Here is a 16,733-nt window from a genome sequence, read left to right as displayed (position 1 = left end):
TTATCTACTGTAACACATCTTCCAGATTCCCGCCACAAGGACTGTCATATCATCTCCTGCTTTTCCGGCCGCCAGCTCCAGCACCTTATCCAGAATATAATTCGCCAGTTCCTCCGGATTCTCCAGCGGACTTCCCCCAATCATCAGATCCAGTAAATGCTCCTGCTCTCCTGCCGGAAGCGCATCCAGGATCCCGTCCGATACCATGACCACCACATCTCCGGATTCCAACTGTCTGGTTTCCTTTTCACTTTGCTGTCTCTGGATTACCCCCAGCGGAAGACTTTCCGAACGGATATGCTCCACCCCGTCTTTAGTCCGCAGAAATGTCACTGCCGCTCCTGCTTTTACAAACTCACATTTTCCATTATAGAGATCAAAAATGCTCATATCAACCGTAGAAAAGCGAACCTCTTCCCGTCCCATAACAAGAGCCGTATTGATCATGGAAAGTGCAGTTTCCACAGGAAATCCTGCTCCAAGAAGCTCTTCCAGCATTTCTACCAGCATCCCGCTTTCCTGTAGCGCCCTCTCACCAGATCCCATTCCGTCTGACAAGATTGCCGCCTCTTTTCCACCCGGAAGTGTCTTCATAAGAAAGCTGTCGCCAGATATCTTTTGTCCGTTCTTTCCCATTTTTGCCACACCCTGCAGCACATAATATCCCGGTCCTTCCACACATACAATAGTTTCATACTCCTGTCCCAGAACCTGCCTCTCGTTCTGAGCCGGGCACATCCTTCTCTTAGTACAGACTGATAAAAGCTCTGCCGCTTTTCTGGTTGGGATACAGTTTCCCTTCTCACTTTTTACCGTTACATGAATTTCATATCTGCCATGCTCATCCACAAAAAAAACGGAACTCAGCATCCGGATCCCTGCCTTTTTGAAATGCTGCGCAACCTTTTTTGCAAGCGGCGGATCCGTAAAAATACTCGCATCCAGATCTCTCGTCACATAGCAGAGCATGTCCGCAAAAGAATCCAGCTGTGCCGCACATCCCTCACGGCTCTGTACCATCTTATTATTCCACACCAGAATCCTTTTTGCCTCCTGGAAAGTTTCCAGTGATTCTCGTAAAAACCGTGGTGCCTGAATACACTCCCTCTGAAGATGCTGTTTCATCTCTTTATTCAGTTCTGCACCATATCCTTCAATCGTACACAAAAGATCATAAAAAAGCTGCCAGTGTTCTGCCTTCTTTCTCTCCAGACACTCCGATTTCCTGCTGCATCCTCTGCACACCTTTTCCGTAATCCGATCATACATTTCTGTCATTTCTTCGGGTGTAAAACACTGCTTTTTCGGCTCCATTTTCAGAAACCTGTCTGCCAGATGCCGAAGCGACACTGCCATTTTATCTGCCTGCGTTACATATGGACTTGTGATCACTTGCTCCTCTCTGTATTTAACCTCCATTTGCCACCACCCTCTAAATTTCTATGAATGAAAAAAGCTTCGGGACATTTTCTTCCCAAAGCTTTTCTTACGTTACTGCTGTGCACGGAACAGAATCTCATTCTCCTTTACAAGTCCCAGCTTCTCTCTGGCGACTTCCTCGATGTATTCATCTGTTCCTACATATTTTTTCAGTTTATTAATTTCTTCTGAGCGTTCTTTTTCCGCATCGATCTGTGTCTGCAGTTCTTCTTCCTGCACCTTATATGCATCATTGCTCTTTTTGAGCGCCATCCCATGTACAATAACCATGCCGCATAATAATATAATAACTGCGGTAATCGCAACAATACTTCTTTTGTGCTTCTGAAGCCCGCTCCCCGGACGCTTTTTCCGGTTCTTCTTTAAGCTTCCCATCTAATCTATTCACCTTTCGCTATCAGTTGATCTTGTATAGCTTCTTACTACTAAACCCATTTAGTCTTCTACAGTGTACCGTTTTTAACCAGATTTATCAACTCTTTTTACTCTTTTTTCACAAATTCGTGTAGAAATCTTTTTGTAAGCTCTTACAAAGACAGCTGAAAGCAGCGCCATCCAGATTGCTCCGAGCGCAATCCCCAGTCCGATATACCACCGCAGAACACCATCACTCGTATGATAGATCTGCACAAAGGTATAAACGGAAATCCCTGCCCAGTAACAGGCATCCTCCAGATTGATCAGCCACAATCTGTGAGCAACCAGTCTGCGCAAAACCCTGATCCACAGATAGACTGCCACGATCAGGACACCGGTCAGGATTGCATAACAGAAAACCCTGATCTCTGTTCCGATACCAGACATTTTTTCTCCTCCTACCGAAACAGTTTTGACAACAGATTTTCTCCGGCTTTTACTCCAGAATGGATATCCGAATAAGAAATATTGTCAATATTGCCTGCCAGGTCGACCTCCCCTTTTTCAAGATTCAGCCGGTTTACATGCATGTCCGTACCTTTTACCATCAGCATTCCCTGCTCTGTCTCAAGCAGGATTTCATTTAAATCAAAAGAAAGAACGTCCAGCACTCCCGTTACTGTACCTGTCTTCCGGTTATTGATAACCAGCCTGTGATTCTGAGGTTTTACCAGCTGTCTCTCTTCCATACAAATCCCAACCTTTCCTATACTGTCTTTCTAGTTATTGTATGAATAACATCTGGTAAATATGCCTCGGATCCGCTGCCGGAATGATCTCAAACCACATCTTTTCTGATGTTCCGGAGTTTTAAAGATAACGGAATAAATCTGCCGCCTCTTCTTTTTTAGTCGTATCTCGCAGATCCAGAACCTCTGCCTTTACAGTCTTGGTCCCAAACTGGATCTCAATGATATCACCTTTTTTTACTTTCGTGGAAGCCTTCGCCACCGCCCCGTTGATCAGGACTCTTCCTGCATCACAGGCTTCATTTGCAACGGTGCGCCGTTTGATCAGGCGGGACACCTTTAAAAATTTATCAAGTCTCATTTTGATTTTTCCTTCCCGTAATACGAATAAAGCGCAGCCCTTTTCAGACTGCGCCATTTTTCAAAAATGTTTTACAAATTATGCATTAACAGCATCTTTTAAAGCTTTTCCTGCTTTGAATTTCGGAGCCTTGCAAGCTTCGATCTTCATAGTTTTTCCAGTCTGTGGATTTCTTCCTTCTCTTGCAGCTCTTTCGCTTACTTCGAAAGTTCCGAATCCTACTAACTGAACTTTTTCACCTTTTTTCATTTCTTCTGTAACAACATCAACAAATGCTTTTAATGCTTTTTCTGCATCTTTCTTTGAAATATCTGCCTGTTCTGCAACTGCAGCTACTAATTCTGTCTTGTTCATGACTTACGTCCTCCTGTAAAATATACTCCCGGAACACCCCGGCATTTTGTCTTTTTGCTAGGTTTATTCTGCGTATCCATGCGGTCTGACACGCCCCTTACCCTACATATGTTATATAAGTTTTTACCTTCTTTGTCAAGTCTAAACCCTTAAAATCTAAGAAAACTGAACACTATATCTGAAACGCAAACAGATTCCGCAAAAACCGCTTTTTTTCTTCTGTCTGTGCGACAGAAAGTGAAAGTTTTTCGACATTTTTTGCAGGAATCCATGCCTTTCCCGAGTGGTAATAAGAATTGGTGATCTTCCAGAATTTTTCCGGATAAGCAAGACGGATCGCAAGGTAATCCCGTTCTTTTTTCCCAAGATTATTCACCGAATCATACGCTCTCATCATCCGATATCCAAGCCGTTCATCATAATGATGCTTTTCCATACATTTGCGCAGGAAATAATACAGATCTTCCATCTGAACATCCCGGTGTGCATGTTCAAATCCAGTCACCGCCATGCCTTCCTGACAGACCAGAAGATTATGATAATTATAGTCTCCGTGGACCATATGATTTTCTGCCTCCGCTTCTTTAAAAACACTGTCCAGATCCATATTTTCCAGTATTTTCAGCACTCTGTCTGCCCAAAAATACATCTGGTCATATCCCTTTAAAAATGCGATCTCAAACGGGCTTTTCACACTTCTTCTGCAGACAAATTCCCGAACCTTTCTGAGTTCTCTGTTATGCCTTGCGTACTCCTTGATCACCGGATTTTCTTCTCTTCCTGCAAATCCGTTTTCTTCCCCAGCCAGACGCATGCATAGATGGATCCGGGCAAGATTTTCCGCACCGGCGATCAGTTCATTTTCACGTCTGACATCACACTCACGTCCCTGAAACCATTTCTTTAAGATATAGCCTGTTCCATCCTCGGCTTTACTGACATAAGCATCCTCTTTATTAAGCAGAGGCGTATCTACCCATTCAAATCCATTCGCATTTAACTGCTCATATATTTTTGCAAGCGCGCAGATCCGGCTCTCCTCCATGCGCGTCTCCTTCAAGAGGAGCAGCCCCTTATCTGTATCGCATAAAATAGCACCCCTTACTTTGTGGGTGCCGAATACTTCCATCTGATATTGTGTCAATACACTGATTCCATAATCTTTCATGGCTTCCCCCTGCCGCTTTGTTTTACCGGTCTTTCTAATGTATGCAGGGGGAGACTTAAGTCATGCATGATTTTTGATTATTCCAATTCTTTTATTCTGGCAAGTAAATATTCCCGTGTATTTTTCTCCGGTTCCTCGATCACTTCCTGTAAAAGTGTCTGGAGTGTCTGACCAATTTTCGGTCCTTTTTCAATACCTGCCGCGATCAGATCCTGACCGTTTACTTTTAGTTCTTTTAAAGAAACACATTGCTTTTTCTCCAGAATCTCCTGGTAGCACTTCTCGATACCAGCCAGATTTTCCAGCTTCTTATCACGCTGATAATCACTCTGTGCCAACGTATCAGCCATCCGTACCTTCATATAATACGGGAACAGTTCCGCACTGATCCGGTTCATTGCGCGGCGTACATGCTTCATCGTTGCAGGCATCCGGTCATCATGATACAGCACCAGCTTTGACACCTTACGCAGTGTATCATTATCGAATTTCAAGCGATGCATGATCGACTTTGTGAGTTCTTCGCTGACGTATGCATGCCCTTTAAAATGTGCCGTCCCATCCGGATCGACCGTCTTTCGTGCCGGTTTCCCCGTATCGTGAAACAGCATTGTAAGACGCAGCACTTTATCTGCCGGAATGTTCATCAGCGCATGGATCGTATGCTCACCTACATTATAACAGTGATGCAAAGTTTCCTGTGTTGTTTCCATCATTGCATCGAATTCCGGGAGGATCACCTTTGTGATCCCAAGCTCATATGCATCCAGGATCTTTTCCGGATGATCGGAGACCAGAAGCTTTACAAGCTCTGTCTGAATACGTTCTGCACTGATATAGGAAAGATTTGGTGCAAGTTTTCGGATTGCCTGTCTGGTCTCTTTCTCAATCTCAAATCCAAGCTGCGCCGAAAAACGGATCGCCCTCAAAATCCGCAGGGCATCCTCCGAAAAACGTGCCTCAGCATTTCCCACACAACGGATCACACCTTTTTTCAGATCCTCCATCCCATGAAACAGATCCACCAGTCCATCCTGTTCATTGTACGCCATCGCATTGATCGTAAAATCTCTGCGCAGCAGATCCTCTGACAGACTTCTGGTAAACTGCACTTTACTCGGATGCCGGTTGTCTTCGTATTTCCCGTCAATCCGGTATGTCGTCACTTCAAATCCTTCTCCATTTAAAAGCACCGTAATCGTTCCATGCTCGATTCCGGTGTCAAAAGTTCTGGCAAATAATGACTTCGTCTCTTCCGGCGCTGCCGATGTTGTGATATCCCAGTCACCCGGCACACGTCCGAGAAAAGAATCCCGGACGCAGCCGCCGACTGCATATGCCTCAAAGCCATGTTTTTGTAATGTAGTTATAATTCGATTCACCTTTTCAGGTAACTGAATTTTCATATACATTCGCTCCTAGTATGCTTTTCCAAAATAAACAACATGTTTAGCCTGTTTGCCACAGAAAATACAGGTATCTCCGTCTTTTACCTGATCCTCTTTGCAGATACAGCGGGTGGTTGCTCCACCTGTTGCTGCCTTGATCTCATCTTCACATTCTGCGCTTCCACACCATTTTGCTTTGATAAATCCACGTTTGGTGTTGAATTTTTCATTCATTTCATCCATGGTTTCAGCAAAATCAATGTGGCTGTCAAGGAATGCTTTTGCACGGTCATACATATCCTTCTGGATTGTTTCAAGGATCTCGCCAAGTTTTGTCTCGATCTCATCTAAAGAAACAACGATCTTTTCTCTTGTATCACGACGTACAACAACAACCTGGTTCTGTTCGATATCCTTTGGTCCGATCTCGATACGTGTCGGGATACCAAGCATTTCCTGCTCACTGAATTTCCATCCAGGGCTCTTCTCAGAATCGTCGATCTTCACGCTGTAGCCAGCTTTTTTCAGTCTCTCTGTCAGTTCATTTGCTTTTTCAAGAACGCCTTCTTTGTGCTGTGCGATCGGAATGACTCTTGTTTGAACCGGTGCGATTCTCGGTGGAAGAACAAGTCCGCTGTCATCACCATGAACCATGATCAGGGCTCCGATGATACGTGTAGACAGTCCCCATGAAGTCTCATATACGCTGTGAAGTTCATTGTTCTTATCCAGATATTTGATGTCAAATGCATCCGGGAACGCATTTCCGAAGAAATGGCTGGTTGCAGACTGAAGTGCTTTTCCGTCATGCATCAGAGCTTCTACGGTGTAAGTGTCCTGTGCACCTGCGAACTTCTCGCTCTCTGTCTTCGGACCTGATACGAACGGGATTGCAAGGGAATCACGGATCAGTTCCTGATATACACGAAGCATGGTCAGTGTTCTCTGTTCTGCTTCTTCATAAGTTGCATGAATGGTGTGTCCTTCCTGCCATAAGAATTCTCTGGAACGAAGGAACGGTCTGGTTGTCTTCTCCCAGCGAAGTACCGAACACCACTGATTCCATACTTTCGGAAGGTCACGGTAAGACTGTACGGTTCTTGCCCACAGGTCGCAGAACAGAGTCTCCGATGTCGGACGGATGCACATTGGCTCCTGAAGAGTCTCAAGACCACCTTTTGTCACCCATGCAACTTCCGGTGCAAATCCTTCGATATGATCGCTTTCCTTCTGAAGAAGATTCTCCGGGATCAGCATTGGCAGGTATACGTTTTCAACACCTGTCTCTTTAAATCTCTTGTCAAGGTCTGCCTGGATCTTCTCCCAGATTGCATATCCATTTGGAAGATAATTAAGACATCCTTTTACACTTGAATAATCACAAAGCTTTGCTTCTCTTACAACGTCGGTATACCACTGTGCGAAATCTTCATCACGAGAGGTAATCGCCTGTACAAATTTCTTTTCCTTAGCCATTGATAAAGTTCTCCTTCTCTTCATTTTTGATTTGTAACTGTTCAGAGCCAAGCAAAATTTCATAAAACAGGTGTAAAATGCTTGCATTTTTAAGACTGTTTTTGAAATTTTATTTGGCGGATACGCCACACCGACGAAATGCGTAGCATTTTGGAGGTTGGCTCTGAACAGTTACTTTGATTTTATAAATAAGGTTATCATAAAACCAGAAGATGCTGCTCTCTGCAGCCTCTGCCGGATGCAGGGGATTCAGATCAGACATGCTTTGCCCGTAAAATAAAAAACACCAAATCTTCATGCCCCTGACAAGGGACCGAAAATTCGGCGGTACCACCCTAATTAATCGTATTACGATTCACTTCATTACCCGTTAACGCCAGGCATACGCCACACTTTTCATGCGGAACTCCAAGGTCGGTTCTATAATTTCCATGCAGCTTCCTCCCACCAGCCAGAAGCCTCTCTGTGCCACTTTCATCATATACTAGTCCTCTTCATCGTCAAATCTCTTCGATTTACTATAGAGTTTAATTGAGATTTTCGGATTTGTCAACCCAATTGACAAGCCCTTTCCGTTATGTTTTAATCAAAGAAACAAAATTTTCGCATATGGGGAGGAATTATTTTGCAAACACCTGAAATTCTATATGAAGACGACCAGATTCTGGTCTGCCACAAACCTGCCGGTGTTCCCGTGCAGACAAAAAAGATCGGTACACAGGACATGGAGAGCATTCTGAAAAATTATCTGTTCATCCATTCTTCACATCATGCCGGACATAAGCCACCTTATCTTGCCGTGATCCACAGACTGGATCAACCGGTTTCCGGCATCCTGGTTTTTGCCCGCACACCTGCGGCTGCGAAAAATCTGAACCAGCAGTTACAGAACGATCAATTTGAAAAATACTACCAGGCTGTAGTATGTGGAGCCCTTCCGGACTCCGGCACTCTGACCGATTATCTGGTAAAGGACGGCCGCACCAACACCTCCCGCATCTGCAGTAAAAATACACCCGGTGCCAAAAAAGCTGTCCTTTCGTATGAAATACTGGAAACTTCCGAAGTGACTGGCTTATCCGTTGTTCAGATCCATCTCGGAACCGGACGCCATCACCAGATCCGTGTCCAGATGGCAGGTGTAGGCGCACCACTCTGGGGTGACAACAAATATAACCCGGAATTTGTAAATAAAAGAGGATATTTCCCGATTGCACTGCGGGCTTTCCGGCTTTCTTTCTGCCATCCGACCACCGGAAAACGTATGGAATTTGAAGTCCCATGTAACTGGGAACAGTTGGAAACAAAAGCAGATTAGAATGGAGAATACAAAAAATGAACTTATTAGAAGAATTCAAAAAAAATCCCGGATTCGTCTACCGAATCGGGACTGATTACTATTATATAGGAAAATGGATCTGCAAGCCATGCACAGACGAAGCCGTTACAGACTGCCATGCCATGTATGAAATGTGCATCCAGGCAAAAGAACAGGCAAACGCAGCCCTTTATTTTCAGAAGCTGCGTGCCTACAGTGAATTTGCCCTGGACATTCCATACAATCCGGCAAAGATCCTTCAGTACCAGACCGCTCTTGTCGAAGCACTTTCCGATGCTGATATCCAGTCTCTTACCGACCAGCTTCGGCATTTTCACGATCAAGCATCTTAATCACATCCAGAAGTGTAGGATACACATACCGGCATAATCCTCTCACTTCTTCATCCGGCTGTGCAAGATCCGGGATCATCACCGGGATCATACCCGCAGCCGAAGCCGAGCGGATTCCTGCCGGTGCATCTTCAAGCGCAATACTATGTACCGGCTCGGCTCCGATCGCCTCGCACGCTTTGAGGTAAATTTCCGGATCCGGCTTTGCATGTTTCACCGAATCGCCAAAAACCCCGCCATCAAAATATTTCCACAAACCGACTTTCTCAAGAGATGCCTTTGCGTGGATCTCTCTGGAGGACGTCGCAAGTCCGACCTTGTATCCGTGTTCCTTCGCATAGATAAGAAGTTCCCTTGCTCCCTCTTTTACGCCGATCCCTTCTTTGTCACAAATGCCGTAATACTTCTCCCGTGTCAGCTCATTAAACTTATCCATCGGAAAATCTTCGCCATATACACTTTTAAAATATGCTTCTCTGCGGACTACGTTGAATCCCAGCGTATGATAAATATGCTCCCCGATCCGTCCGTATCCGAGCTTCTCTCCTGCATAATTCCAGGATCTCTGCACAACACGTTCCGAATCAAGGAGCAGTCCGTCCATATCAAATACCAGTGCTTCTACCTTCATCAGAATTCAATTCCCTTTCCGAGGGCATCTTTTAAATACGTGGTTACGTCTTCCAGTTTTTCCAGAATTTCTTCACGTTCTTCCCACTCTTCGCCGGTCATATCTTTGCTGACCAGTGCCTGCTTGACATCTTTTAATTTTTTGATCAAATCTTCTGTCATAGTAAATCCCCCTTTTCTTATCAATTACTGTTTTTCTATAAATTTATTTTACCGATATTGTCAGCAAATTTCAACAGTTCATCCGAAAATGTAAACAAATCTTAACATTCACCGCTATAAAAAACTCTTAGCTAACTTCCATTTTTCTACTTCCATTATATAGCAAATGTGCTATAATAATTCAGTATGTAAAAAAGTGTTATAATCATAAGGGGATTAAGAAATTGGATGACAACAAATTAGAAGCAAAACTGCTGAAGATTAAAGCGCTTGCCGAACGGGGAGAAGGTGGCGAGAAAGAGGCCGCCATCAAAATGTATCATAAGCTTCTGAAGAAGTATGATATTGATGAAAAAGCATTACAAAAAGACAAGCTCAGCAAGCACTGGTTTACATATGAGACAGATATCGAGGAAAATCTTCTGGTCCAGATTTTTTACATGGTGACCGGAGATCCCGAATATTTCCGCCGGACAAGCCGTACACGCGGAACCCAGTGCGGATGCATATGTACCGATTTTGAGAAAACTGAAATTCGTTTTTATTTTGAATTTTACAAAGATGCACTCAATCAGGAACTGGAAGCCTTTTTGATGGCTTTCAAATTAAAAAATCATCTGTTTCCGGATGAAAGTGCAAGATGCTTTGTTCCTGAGGAAGAGGAAGAGATATCAGAAATGCTGTTAAAAGCGCAGAAATTTGCAGAAGATATTGATAAGTCCAACCCGGTTCGCCGGATTGCATCTGCCGATCTTTCTGCTGATCCGGATGCACTGGAATCATAGGTATATACGTCGTTCTTTTGCGATATGCATTATAGCAAAAAAGCTGTTCTTAAAACAGGAGGGTATGACTCATATTAAATCATACCCTCCTGTTTTGATTTCTCGCGCTGTATCTGTGATAAAACTTATCTTCTGTACAATCTATAGCCTGCAGATACCGCCTTAACAACTCTTTTCCATCTGTCTGACCACCTAGGCAAGATCCCGAAGCCTTGCAATTTCTTCTTTATGCCCCGCATCATCCAGTGGCGTTTCCAGATAAAACGGCAGATCTTTTAATTTCGGGTGACGCATGACATTTAAAAGCGCCTCTATCCCGATCTCTCCGCCGCCGATCACCGCATGCCGGTCTTTTCTTGAACCAAATGGCATCATACTGTCATTTAAATGAATCGCTCTCAAAAGCTCAAGTCCAAGTACTTTGTCAAACTCTTCCAGCACCCCGTCCAGATTATTTACAATATCATATCCTGCTGCAAACACATGACAGGTATCCAGACAGATTCCGATCCGCTCCGGATGTGATACCCCGTCGCGGATTGCTTTCAGCTCTTCAAATCTCCAGCCAATCTCTGTCCCTTTTCCGCTCATTGTCTCAAGCAGAACCGTAATATTCTCTTTTCCGGTAATCGCCTGGTCAAGCCCCGCAATGATATTTTGAATTCCTGCTTCTGCGCCAATTCCGGTATGGCTTCCCGGATGAAACACCAGATTCTCAATCCCCAGTCTGTCCATCCGCATCACATCTTCCCGGATCACCGTGCAGGCGAATTCATACACCTCCGGCTTCGCACTCGCCAGATTCATCGTATAAGGTGCATGCGCCAGAATCGCTCCAAAACCGGCCTCTCTCCTGATCCTCTGAAACTCCTCCGCTTCCTTCACCGTCGGATCCTTATAATTCGATCCCCGCGGATTCCTGCTGAAAATCTGCATCGTATCTGCATTCATCTTCACCACATTCTCTGCAGTCTTCACAATCCCTTTCGCAATCGACATATGTGTTCCTATTACCATATTTATTAGATCGCTCTCGTATACTTCTTCAGCCATTCTTTCTCTTCATCATTCAGATAAGGAGACACCTTCTCATATACAGTTGCATGATAAGTATTCAGACGTTCCTTGTCTTCTGCATTCATGATATCCGGATTGATCGCATCCAGGTCAAATGGCACATAAGTAATCGGTTCAAAATACAGGAATTCTCCATACTCATTCTTCTCGCCTTCACAGACAAGCAATTCATTTTCCAGACGCACACCGTGAGATCCTTCGATATAGATTCCCGGTTCATCCGTAATGACCATACCTGGCTGGAATGCATCAGACTCACCGGCTCTGTAAGTATAACGGAAGCCTGCCGGTCCCTCGTGGATGTTCAGAAGGTATCCAACCCCATGTCCTGTTCCGTGATTAAAGTCCAGTCCTCTGTCCCAAAACGGCTTTCTTGCCAGATAATCAAAGTTCATTCCGCAGCAGCCTTTCTTGAAGATCGGACTTGCAAGATTCAGGTTACTGATCGCAACCAGTGTAAAATGATCTTTCATGATCTGTGAAACTTCTCCAAAAGCATATGTTCTGGTGATATCAGTAGATCCTTCGTAGAATCCTGCTCCTGTATCCGTCATCAGGAAAGTTCCCTCATGAAGCTCTACATCGGTCTCCGGTGAAGAAGAATAGTGTACGATCGCACTGTGCTCCCCGAATGCAGAGATCGGTCCGAAGCTTGGACGGATAAATCCACCCATCTCAGCACGGAACTCATCCAATTTGTCAGAAGCGCTCATCTCTGTGATCGTCTCTTTGCCAACATTTTCTTTCAGCCATTTCATAAATCTGACATGAGCCACGCTATCCTTGATCTCAGCGATACGGATATTTTCGACCTCTGTCGGATTCTTTACACATTTGAATAAGATCGCCGGATTTCTCTCTTCCACTTTCTTCACATTCTCCGGAATGTTCTTATAAAGTGCAAAGTTCAGTCTTCCCGGATCTACCATCAGGACTTCTTCTGCTGCAACCTTTTTGATGTCCTCATAAATATCATTGTATGGGTGCAGAATAACCCCGTCTGCTGCAAGATGTGCTTTGATCTCATCGCTTAATTTTTTCTCATTTACAAAAAGATCCACCTTGTCCATTCTGATCACTGCATAGGTCAGAACCAACGGAAAATATTCTACGTCATTTCCACGAATGTTCAATGTCCAGCAGATGTCATCCAGTGTGGTAAGAACGTGTGCTGTCGCACCTGCTTCTTTCATTGCTGCACGTGTACGTGCAAGCTTGCTCTCCACAGTCTCTCCTGTGTATTTCTGTTCCAGTTCAAATACCGGCTCTTCTGAAAGAATCGGACGGTCTTCCCATACTTCATCGATCAGATCATATGCATATACGACCTTTCCGTTCTTCTCAGATGCGATCTTCTCGTATTCTTCTCCTTCTGTTACAGAAACAACACGTCCATCAAATCCTACATTTTCGCCTTCTGCCAGAGCTGTTTCCAAATATTCCCCAATCTTCGGAACGCCCGGCTGTCCCATCTTCATCAGTTCTACTGTTGTTCCCTCTAGCTGCTTTGCCGCTTGGATAAAGTATCTTCCGTCTGTCCACAGGCGTGCTTCTGTCTTTGAAACCACTGCTGTTCCTGCAGATCCCGTAAATCCGGTAATATACTCTCTTGCTTTAAAATGCTCCCCCACATATTCGCTCTGATGAAAATCTGCAGTCGGAATAATATAAATATCTATTCCCTTTTCCTGCATTTTTGCACGCAATTTTTCAAGTCTTTCCGGTATTGTAGACATTTTAAAAAACCTCCTTTAATTTTTCCATTCTCTGACCATTATAACCCGTAAACTTTTGAAAAGCAACCTAAGAAAAGGAGCTGACTTCGGCAAAACCAACATGCCTGTTCCAGCTCCTTTTTACTGCCTGCATTTTCTATCACAGACAGCTTTCTTCAAATGCTTTCGCTACTCAAAATAATACCCGTCAAAAGAATATTTATATACTCTGTAGATAAATTTTTCCACGTCCATCGTATAAGATGCCAGCAAGTTATGGGCTGCATCATACTCTGCAAAGACTCCTGCAAATCCACTGTCGATCACGTAATTTTCATCCAGATCCTGTGCACTGCTTACATAACCGGAATTGTGAAATTAAAGCTGATGCATCGCCGCATGCTCCTTTTCCAGTTCTTTAAAAAGTTCCGGCACAGTCCACTGACTGTTTGTGTCTGTCAGAACCGCTTTATAATCAATACGTTTCATACCCTTCTTTCGCATCATAAATAAAATCTGATCCAGATGGCTGCCTGTCACTCCGGCAAATACCATCATCTCATCTGCCAGCTCTTCACCCTCATAAATCCTGTCTGTCTCTGACGCTTCTTTCATTCCGGCAAGTACACCAACCGTCTGAAAATACTCTTCTTTTTTTATCAGCCGCACCCGGATCCTGAGTGACATACAGATCATCTGCAGCTCCTGCGCACGCTTCTTATCTTTTATATTAAATAATAATACTGTTTCTCTCATGAATTTCCTCGACTACTCCGCTTTTCTCAAACGGTTCTTTTTATGTTTATTCCACTCTCCGATTACCTCACTGACAGTTGATACCGTAACAAACGCACTCTGGTCTGTCTCATGGATAAATGCAAGAAGCTTTGCATATTCACTCTTTTCCAGAATTGTAACCACTTCTGTCTGTTCCTGATTGCCCAGTCCTCCGACTGCCGGATAAAGAGTCGCCCCTCTGTGCAGCTCATGTACAACAAACTGCTGGATCTCCGGATATTTCTTTGACAGGATACACACCCTCTTACGGATACTGAAACCATCGATAAAATTATCCAGAACAATCCCATAAAGATAAGTTCCCAGAAGGCTCACTACCAGTGTCTTTCTGTCGTAGACAAGGATAGACGTCGCAGCGGTCACAAATCCTGCGATCGTAAGACTCTTTCCAATTTCAAAATGCAAATATTTATTTAAAACTTTTGCAACAACATCAAGCCCACCAGAAGATGCATTGACATTAAACAAAATCGCCTGTCCAATGCTGATCACCAGAATATGGCACAGCATATTGATAAACATATCATCCGTGAGCGGCGGAACATCTGGTGTCACTGTTTCAAAAATACGCAGATAAACCGGGAGCATTAAAGATGTAATGACCGTCTTACCTCCGAATTCTTTTCCGACAAACACAATCCCTATGATCAGAAGTGCTACATTTAGAATCATCGTCATCGTCGAAACCTTCAGCGGAATAAAATTTGCCAGAACCATGACAAGTCCCGAAATACTTCCCACAACAAAGGAATTCGGCATCATCAGATAATACACTGCTGCCGATACAATAAACATTCCTACCGTGATCGTTGCATACTCTTTCAATATGTTTTTTGCTTTGTTCTTCTCTTTCAATTTTCTTTCCTCTCTTTCATACCGGTGCCTCTTATTTCCCCAAATATGCGGCACACTATATTTCCCAACATAGCACATTCATCATAACATACTTCTCATCAAACTTCTACGCTATGTTTCTCATTAAAAACATGAAATCTTCTTTCCATTTATAGTAGTTTCAATTATAATAAAGGAAGAGTGAATTTTTTAACAATTAGAGAAGAGAGGGTTAATTATGAATGCTGATGGAAACGTAATCAAAATCAAACATGACGTACTGTTCGAAATAGCAAAGCTTGCTTTTGCAGGTGAACTTGAAGAACAGCGTGATCACCTCCCGCTGAAGCTTATTCCGGGACCGACCCCGCAGTTCCGCTGCTGTATCTACAAAGAGCGTGAGATCATCCGCCAGAGAATCCGCCTCGCAGAAGGCAAAGCTCCGGGACCGGAAGATGATGGCAATATCATCCAGGTTATTTCTTCTGCCTGCGAAGACTGTCCGATCTCCAGCTACACAGTAACAGAGAACTGTCAGAACTGTCTTGGAAAGGCATGTATCAATGCCTGTAAGTTTGGGGCAATTGAACCGGGACATTACCGTTCCCACATTGACGCATCCAAATGTAAAGAATGTGGTCAGTGTGCCAAAGCCTGTCCGTACAATGCCATTGCACATTTAAAACGTCCGTGTAAATTCAGTTGTCCGGTCGATGCGATCACCTACGACGAGCATGGCATTTCCATAATCGACAAAAACAAATGTATCCGCTGCGGTAAATGTATCCACAGCTGTCCATTCGGTGCAATTGCTTCCAAAACATTTATTGTTCCGGTAATCAATGCTTTAAGAGAAGGAAAACACATCTACGCAATGGCTGCTCCTGCCACAGAAGGTCAGTTTGGTGCTGACATTACCATGGAAAGCTGGCGCAAAGCAATGAAAGAGCTCGGATTCGTAGATTTCTACGATGTAGGACTTGGTGGAGATATGACTGCTGCTTATGAAGCTGAAGAATGGGCTGAAGCTTACAAAGAAGGGCAGAAAAAAGTAACTTCCTGCTGCCCTGCATTTGTAAATATGGTTCGCCTGCATTACCCACAGCTTGCTGACAATATCTCAACAACTGTTTCTCCGATGTGTGCAATTTCCCGTATGATCAAAGCACAGGATCCGGAAGCGATCACTGTATTTATCGGACCTTGCCTTGCTAAGAAATCCGAAGTTGTCGATCAGCAGATCGAAGGAAATGCAGATTATGTTCTTACATACAGCGAGATCCGTGCGATCATGAAAGCAAAAGACGTTGAACTCGAGGCCTGTCCGAACGACAACCAGACCGCTTCTACCTTCGGAAAACGCTTTGCAAATTCCGGCGGTGTAACAGCAGCTGTTCTGGAAAGTCTGAAAGAATCTGACAACTGCATCGATGCGAAAGTCTGTCGTGCAAATGGTTCTCAGGAATGTAAGAAAGCCCTCCTTCTCATGAAGGTTGGACGTCTTCCGGAAGACTTCATCGAAGGCATGGCATGTGACGGCGGATGTGTCGGCGGTCCAAGTTCATTCAATGACCAGATGGCTTCCAAGAAGAACCGTGATGCCTTGATCTCTCAGGCTGACGATCGTGGAATTCTTGATAATCTAAAGAATTACGATATGGATAAGTTCTCTATGCATAGAGACTAAAATTATAAGGGAGTTTTGCTCTATCACTGAAATCAGTTATAAAGTAAAACTCCCTTATTCTACTACAATATATTTATGGAT

Annotated in this window: 20 protein-coding genes and 1 other annotated feature; of the genes, 4 read left to right on the top strand and 16 right to left on the bottom strand. The window is 44.0% G+C overall.

What is annotated here, in order from left to right:
- The 9 genes from PGZ10_RS13075 to proS all read right to left on the bottom strand — a co-directional run bounded on the left by PGZ10_RS13075 (window position 1) and on the right by proS (window position 7,293).
- Window positions 1-1,419, bottom strand: coding sequence for a SpoIIE family protein phosphatase (locus PGZ10_RS13075; RefSeq protein WP_117824091.1), 1,419 nt, complete (start codon window positions 1,417-1,419; stop codon window positions 1-3).
- Window positions 1,420-1,491: 72 nt separating this feature from the next.
- Window positions 1,492-1,815 (bottom strand): FtsB family cell division protein, encoded by a 324-nt coding sequence (locus PGZ10_RS13070; RefSeq protein ID WP_008370019.1) that lies wholly within the window; start codon window positions 1,813-1,815, stop codon window positions 1,492-1,494.
- Between the two features lie 84 nt (window positions 1,816-1,899).
- Window positions 1,900-2,244 (bottom strand): spore cortex biosynthesis protein YabQ, encoded by a 345-nt coding sequence (yabQ, locus tag PGZ10_RS13065; protein ID WP_117557532.1) that lies wholly within the window; start codon window positions 2,242-2,244, stop codon window positions 1,900-1,902.
- An 11-nt stretch (window positions 2,245-2,255) separates the two neighbouring features.
- Window positions 2,256-2,546 (bottom strand): sporulation protein YabP, encoded by a 291-nt coding sequence (gene yabP, locus PGZ10_RS13060; RefSeq protein ID WP_117557534.1) that lies wholly within the window; start codon window positions 2,544-2,546, stop codon window positions 2,256-2,258.
- Between the two features lie 121 nt (window positions 2,547-2,667).
- Window positions 2,668-2,907: an RNA-binding S4 domain-containing protein gene (locus tag PGZ10_RS13055; RefSeq protein WP_022220222.1), complete on the bottom strand. Its 240-nt coding sequence runs from the start codon at window positions 2,905-2,907 to the stop codon at window positions 2,668-2,670.
- A gap of 78 nt (window positions 2,908-2,985) precedes the next feature.
- Complete coding sequence (locus PGZ10_RS13050) at window positions 2,986-3,261, bottom strand: HU family DNA-binding protein (protein ID WP_117557536.1); 276 nt, start codon at window positions 3,259-3,261, stop codon at window positions 2,986-2,988.
- A gap of 172 nt (window positions 3,262-3,433) precedes the next feature.
- The gene (locus tag PGZ10_RS13045) at window positions 3,434-4,429 is read right to left on the bottom strand and encodes a CotS family spore coat protein (protein WP_022220221.1); all 996 of its coding nucleotides are present in this window, start codon (window positions 4,427-4,429) and stop codon (window positions 3,434-3,436) included.
- Between the two features lie 77 nt (window positions 4,430-4,506).
- Window positions 4,507-5,835 (bottom strand): CCA tRNA nucleotidyltransferase, encoded by a 1,329-nt coding sequence (locus PGZ10_RS13040; RefSeq protein WP_117557540.1) that lies wholly within the window; start codon window positions 5,833-5,835, stop codon window positions 4,507-4,509.
- Between the two features lie 12 nt (window positions 5,836-5,847).
- Window positions 5,848-7,293, bottom strand: a complete 1,446-nt coding sequence (gene proS, locus PGZ10_RS13035; protein WP_008370004.1) for a proline--tRNA ligase — start codon at window positions 7,291-7,293, stop codon at window positions 5,848-5,850.
- A gap of 305 nt (window positions 7,294-7,598) precedes the next feature.
- Window positions 7,599-7,800, bottom strand: a binding site (T-box leader).
- Window positions 7,801-7,918: 118 nt separating this feature from the next.
- On the opposite strand from proS, the gene PGZ10_RS13030 reads away from it, so the two are divergent.
- Entirely contained in the window at window positions 7,919-8,611 is a 693-nt protein-coding gene (locus tag PGZ10_RS13030; RefSeq protein ID WP_207733896.1) for an RluA family pseudouridine synthase, read from the top strand.
- A gap of 17 nt (window positions 8,612-8,628) precedes the next feature.
- On the top strand, window positions 8,629-8,964 hold the full coding sequence (locus tag PGZ10_RS13025; RefSeq protein WP_022220217.1) for a hypothetical protein: 336 nt from the start codon (window positions 8,629-8,631) through the stop codon (window positions 8,962-8,964).
- Here the strand turns inward: PGZ10_RS13025 and PGZ10_RS13020 are convergent.
- Both PGZ10_RS13020 and PGZ10_RS13015 read right to left on the bottom strand, forming a co-directional pair.
- On the bottom strand, window positions 8,924-9,595 hold the full coding sequence (locus PGZ10_RS13020; protein WP_270247121.1) for an HAD family hydrolase: 672 nt from the start codon (window positions 9,593-9,595) through the stop codon (window positions 8,924-8,926). The two genes, PGZ10_RS13025 and PGZ10_RS13020, sit on opposite strands and share 41 nt — an antisense overlap.
- The gene (locus tag PGZ10_RS13015; RefSeq protein ID WP_008369991.1) at window positions 9,595-9,756 is read right to left on the bottom strand and encodes a hypothetical protein; all 162 of its coding nucleotides are present in this window, start codon (window positions 9,754-9,756) and stop codon (window positions 9,595-9,597) included. Before PGZ10_RS13015 ends, PGZ10_RS13020 begins: the two co-directional genes overlap by 1 nt.
- Window positions 9,757-9,980: 224 nt before the next feature.
- Here PGZ10_RS13015 and PGZ10_RS13010 point away from each other — a divergent pair, with 224 nt between their 5' ends.
- Complete coding sequence (locus tag PGZ10_RS13010; protein ID WP_022220216.1) at window positions 9,981-10,541, top strand: hypothetical protein; 561 nt, start codon at window positions 9,981-9,983, stop codon at window positions 10,539-10,541.
- Window positions 10,542-10,733: 192 nt separating this feature from the next.
- On the opposite strand, the gene PGZ10_RS13005 is transcribed toward PGZ10_RS13010, so the two are convergent.
- From PGZ10_RS13005 to PGZ10_RS12985, 5 genes are all read right to left on the bottom strand, one after another.
- Window positions 10,734-11,594, bottom strand: coding sequence for a deoxyribonuclease IV (locus PGZ10_RS13005; protein WP_270541591.1), 861 nt, complete (start codon window positions 11,592-11,594; stop codon window positions 10,734-10,736).
- Window positions 11,564-13,354 carry an aminopeptidase P family N-terminal domain-containing protein gene (locus tag PGZ10_RS13000; protein WP_173826115.1) on the bottom strand — a complete coding sequence of 597 codons (1,791 nt, stop codon included), beginning with the start codon at window positions 13,352-13,354 and terminating at the stop codon, window positions 11,564-11,566. The genes PGZ10_RS13005 and PGZ10_RS13000 overlap by 31 nt, the downstream gene beginning before the upstream one ends.
- Window positions 13,355-13,522: 168 nt before the next feature.
- On the bottom strand, window positions 13,523-13,660 hold the full coding sequence (locus PGZ10_RS12995; RefSeq protein ID WP_243002807.1) for a hypothetical protein: 138 nt from the start codon (window positions 13,658-13,660) through the stop codon (window positions 13,523-13,525).
- A gap of 51 nt (window positions 13,661-13,711) precedes the next feature.
- Window positions 13,712-14,089 carry a DUF3783 domain-containing protein gene (locus PGZ10_RS12990; RefSeq protein ID WP_270247119.1) on the bottom strand — a complete coding sequence of 126 codons (378 nt, stop codon included), beginning with the start codon at window positions 14,087-14,089 and terminating at the stop codon, window positions 13,712-13,714.
- A 12-nt stretch (window positions 14,090-14,101) separates the two neighbouring features.
- Window positions 14,102-14,986, bottom strand: coding sequence for a YitT family protein (locus PGZ10_RS12985; RefSeq protein ID WP_117824116.1), 885 nt, complete (start codon window positions 14,984-14,986; stop codon window positions 14,102-14,104).
- A gap of 217 nt (window positions 14,987-15,203) precedes the next feature.
- Between PGZ10_RS12985 and PGZ10_RS12980 the strand changes: the two genes are divergently transcribed.
- On the top strand, window positions 15,204-16,652 hold the full coding sequence (locus tag PGZ10_RS12980) for a 4Fe-4S dicluster domain-containing protein (protein WP_117824086.1): 1,449 nt from the start codon (window positions 15,204-15,206) through the stop codon (window positions 16,650-16,652).
- Window positions 16,653-16,733: the final 81 nt, after the last annotated feature.

The organism is Coprococcus sp. AF102-57, from assembly GCF_027686195.1.
In the GTDB taxonomy this organism is placed as follows: domain Bacteria; phylum Bacillota; class Clostridia; order Lachnospirales; family Lachnospiraceae; genus Allocoprococcus; species Allocoprococcus comes.
Note: the sequence above shows the minus strand (reverse complement) of the source record. Positions and strands in the feature narration are given on the sequence as shown.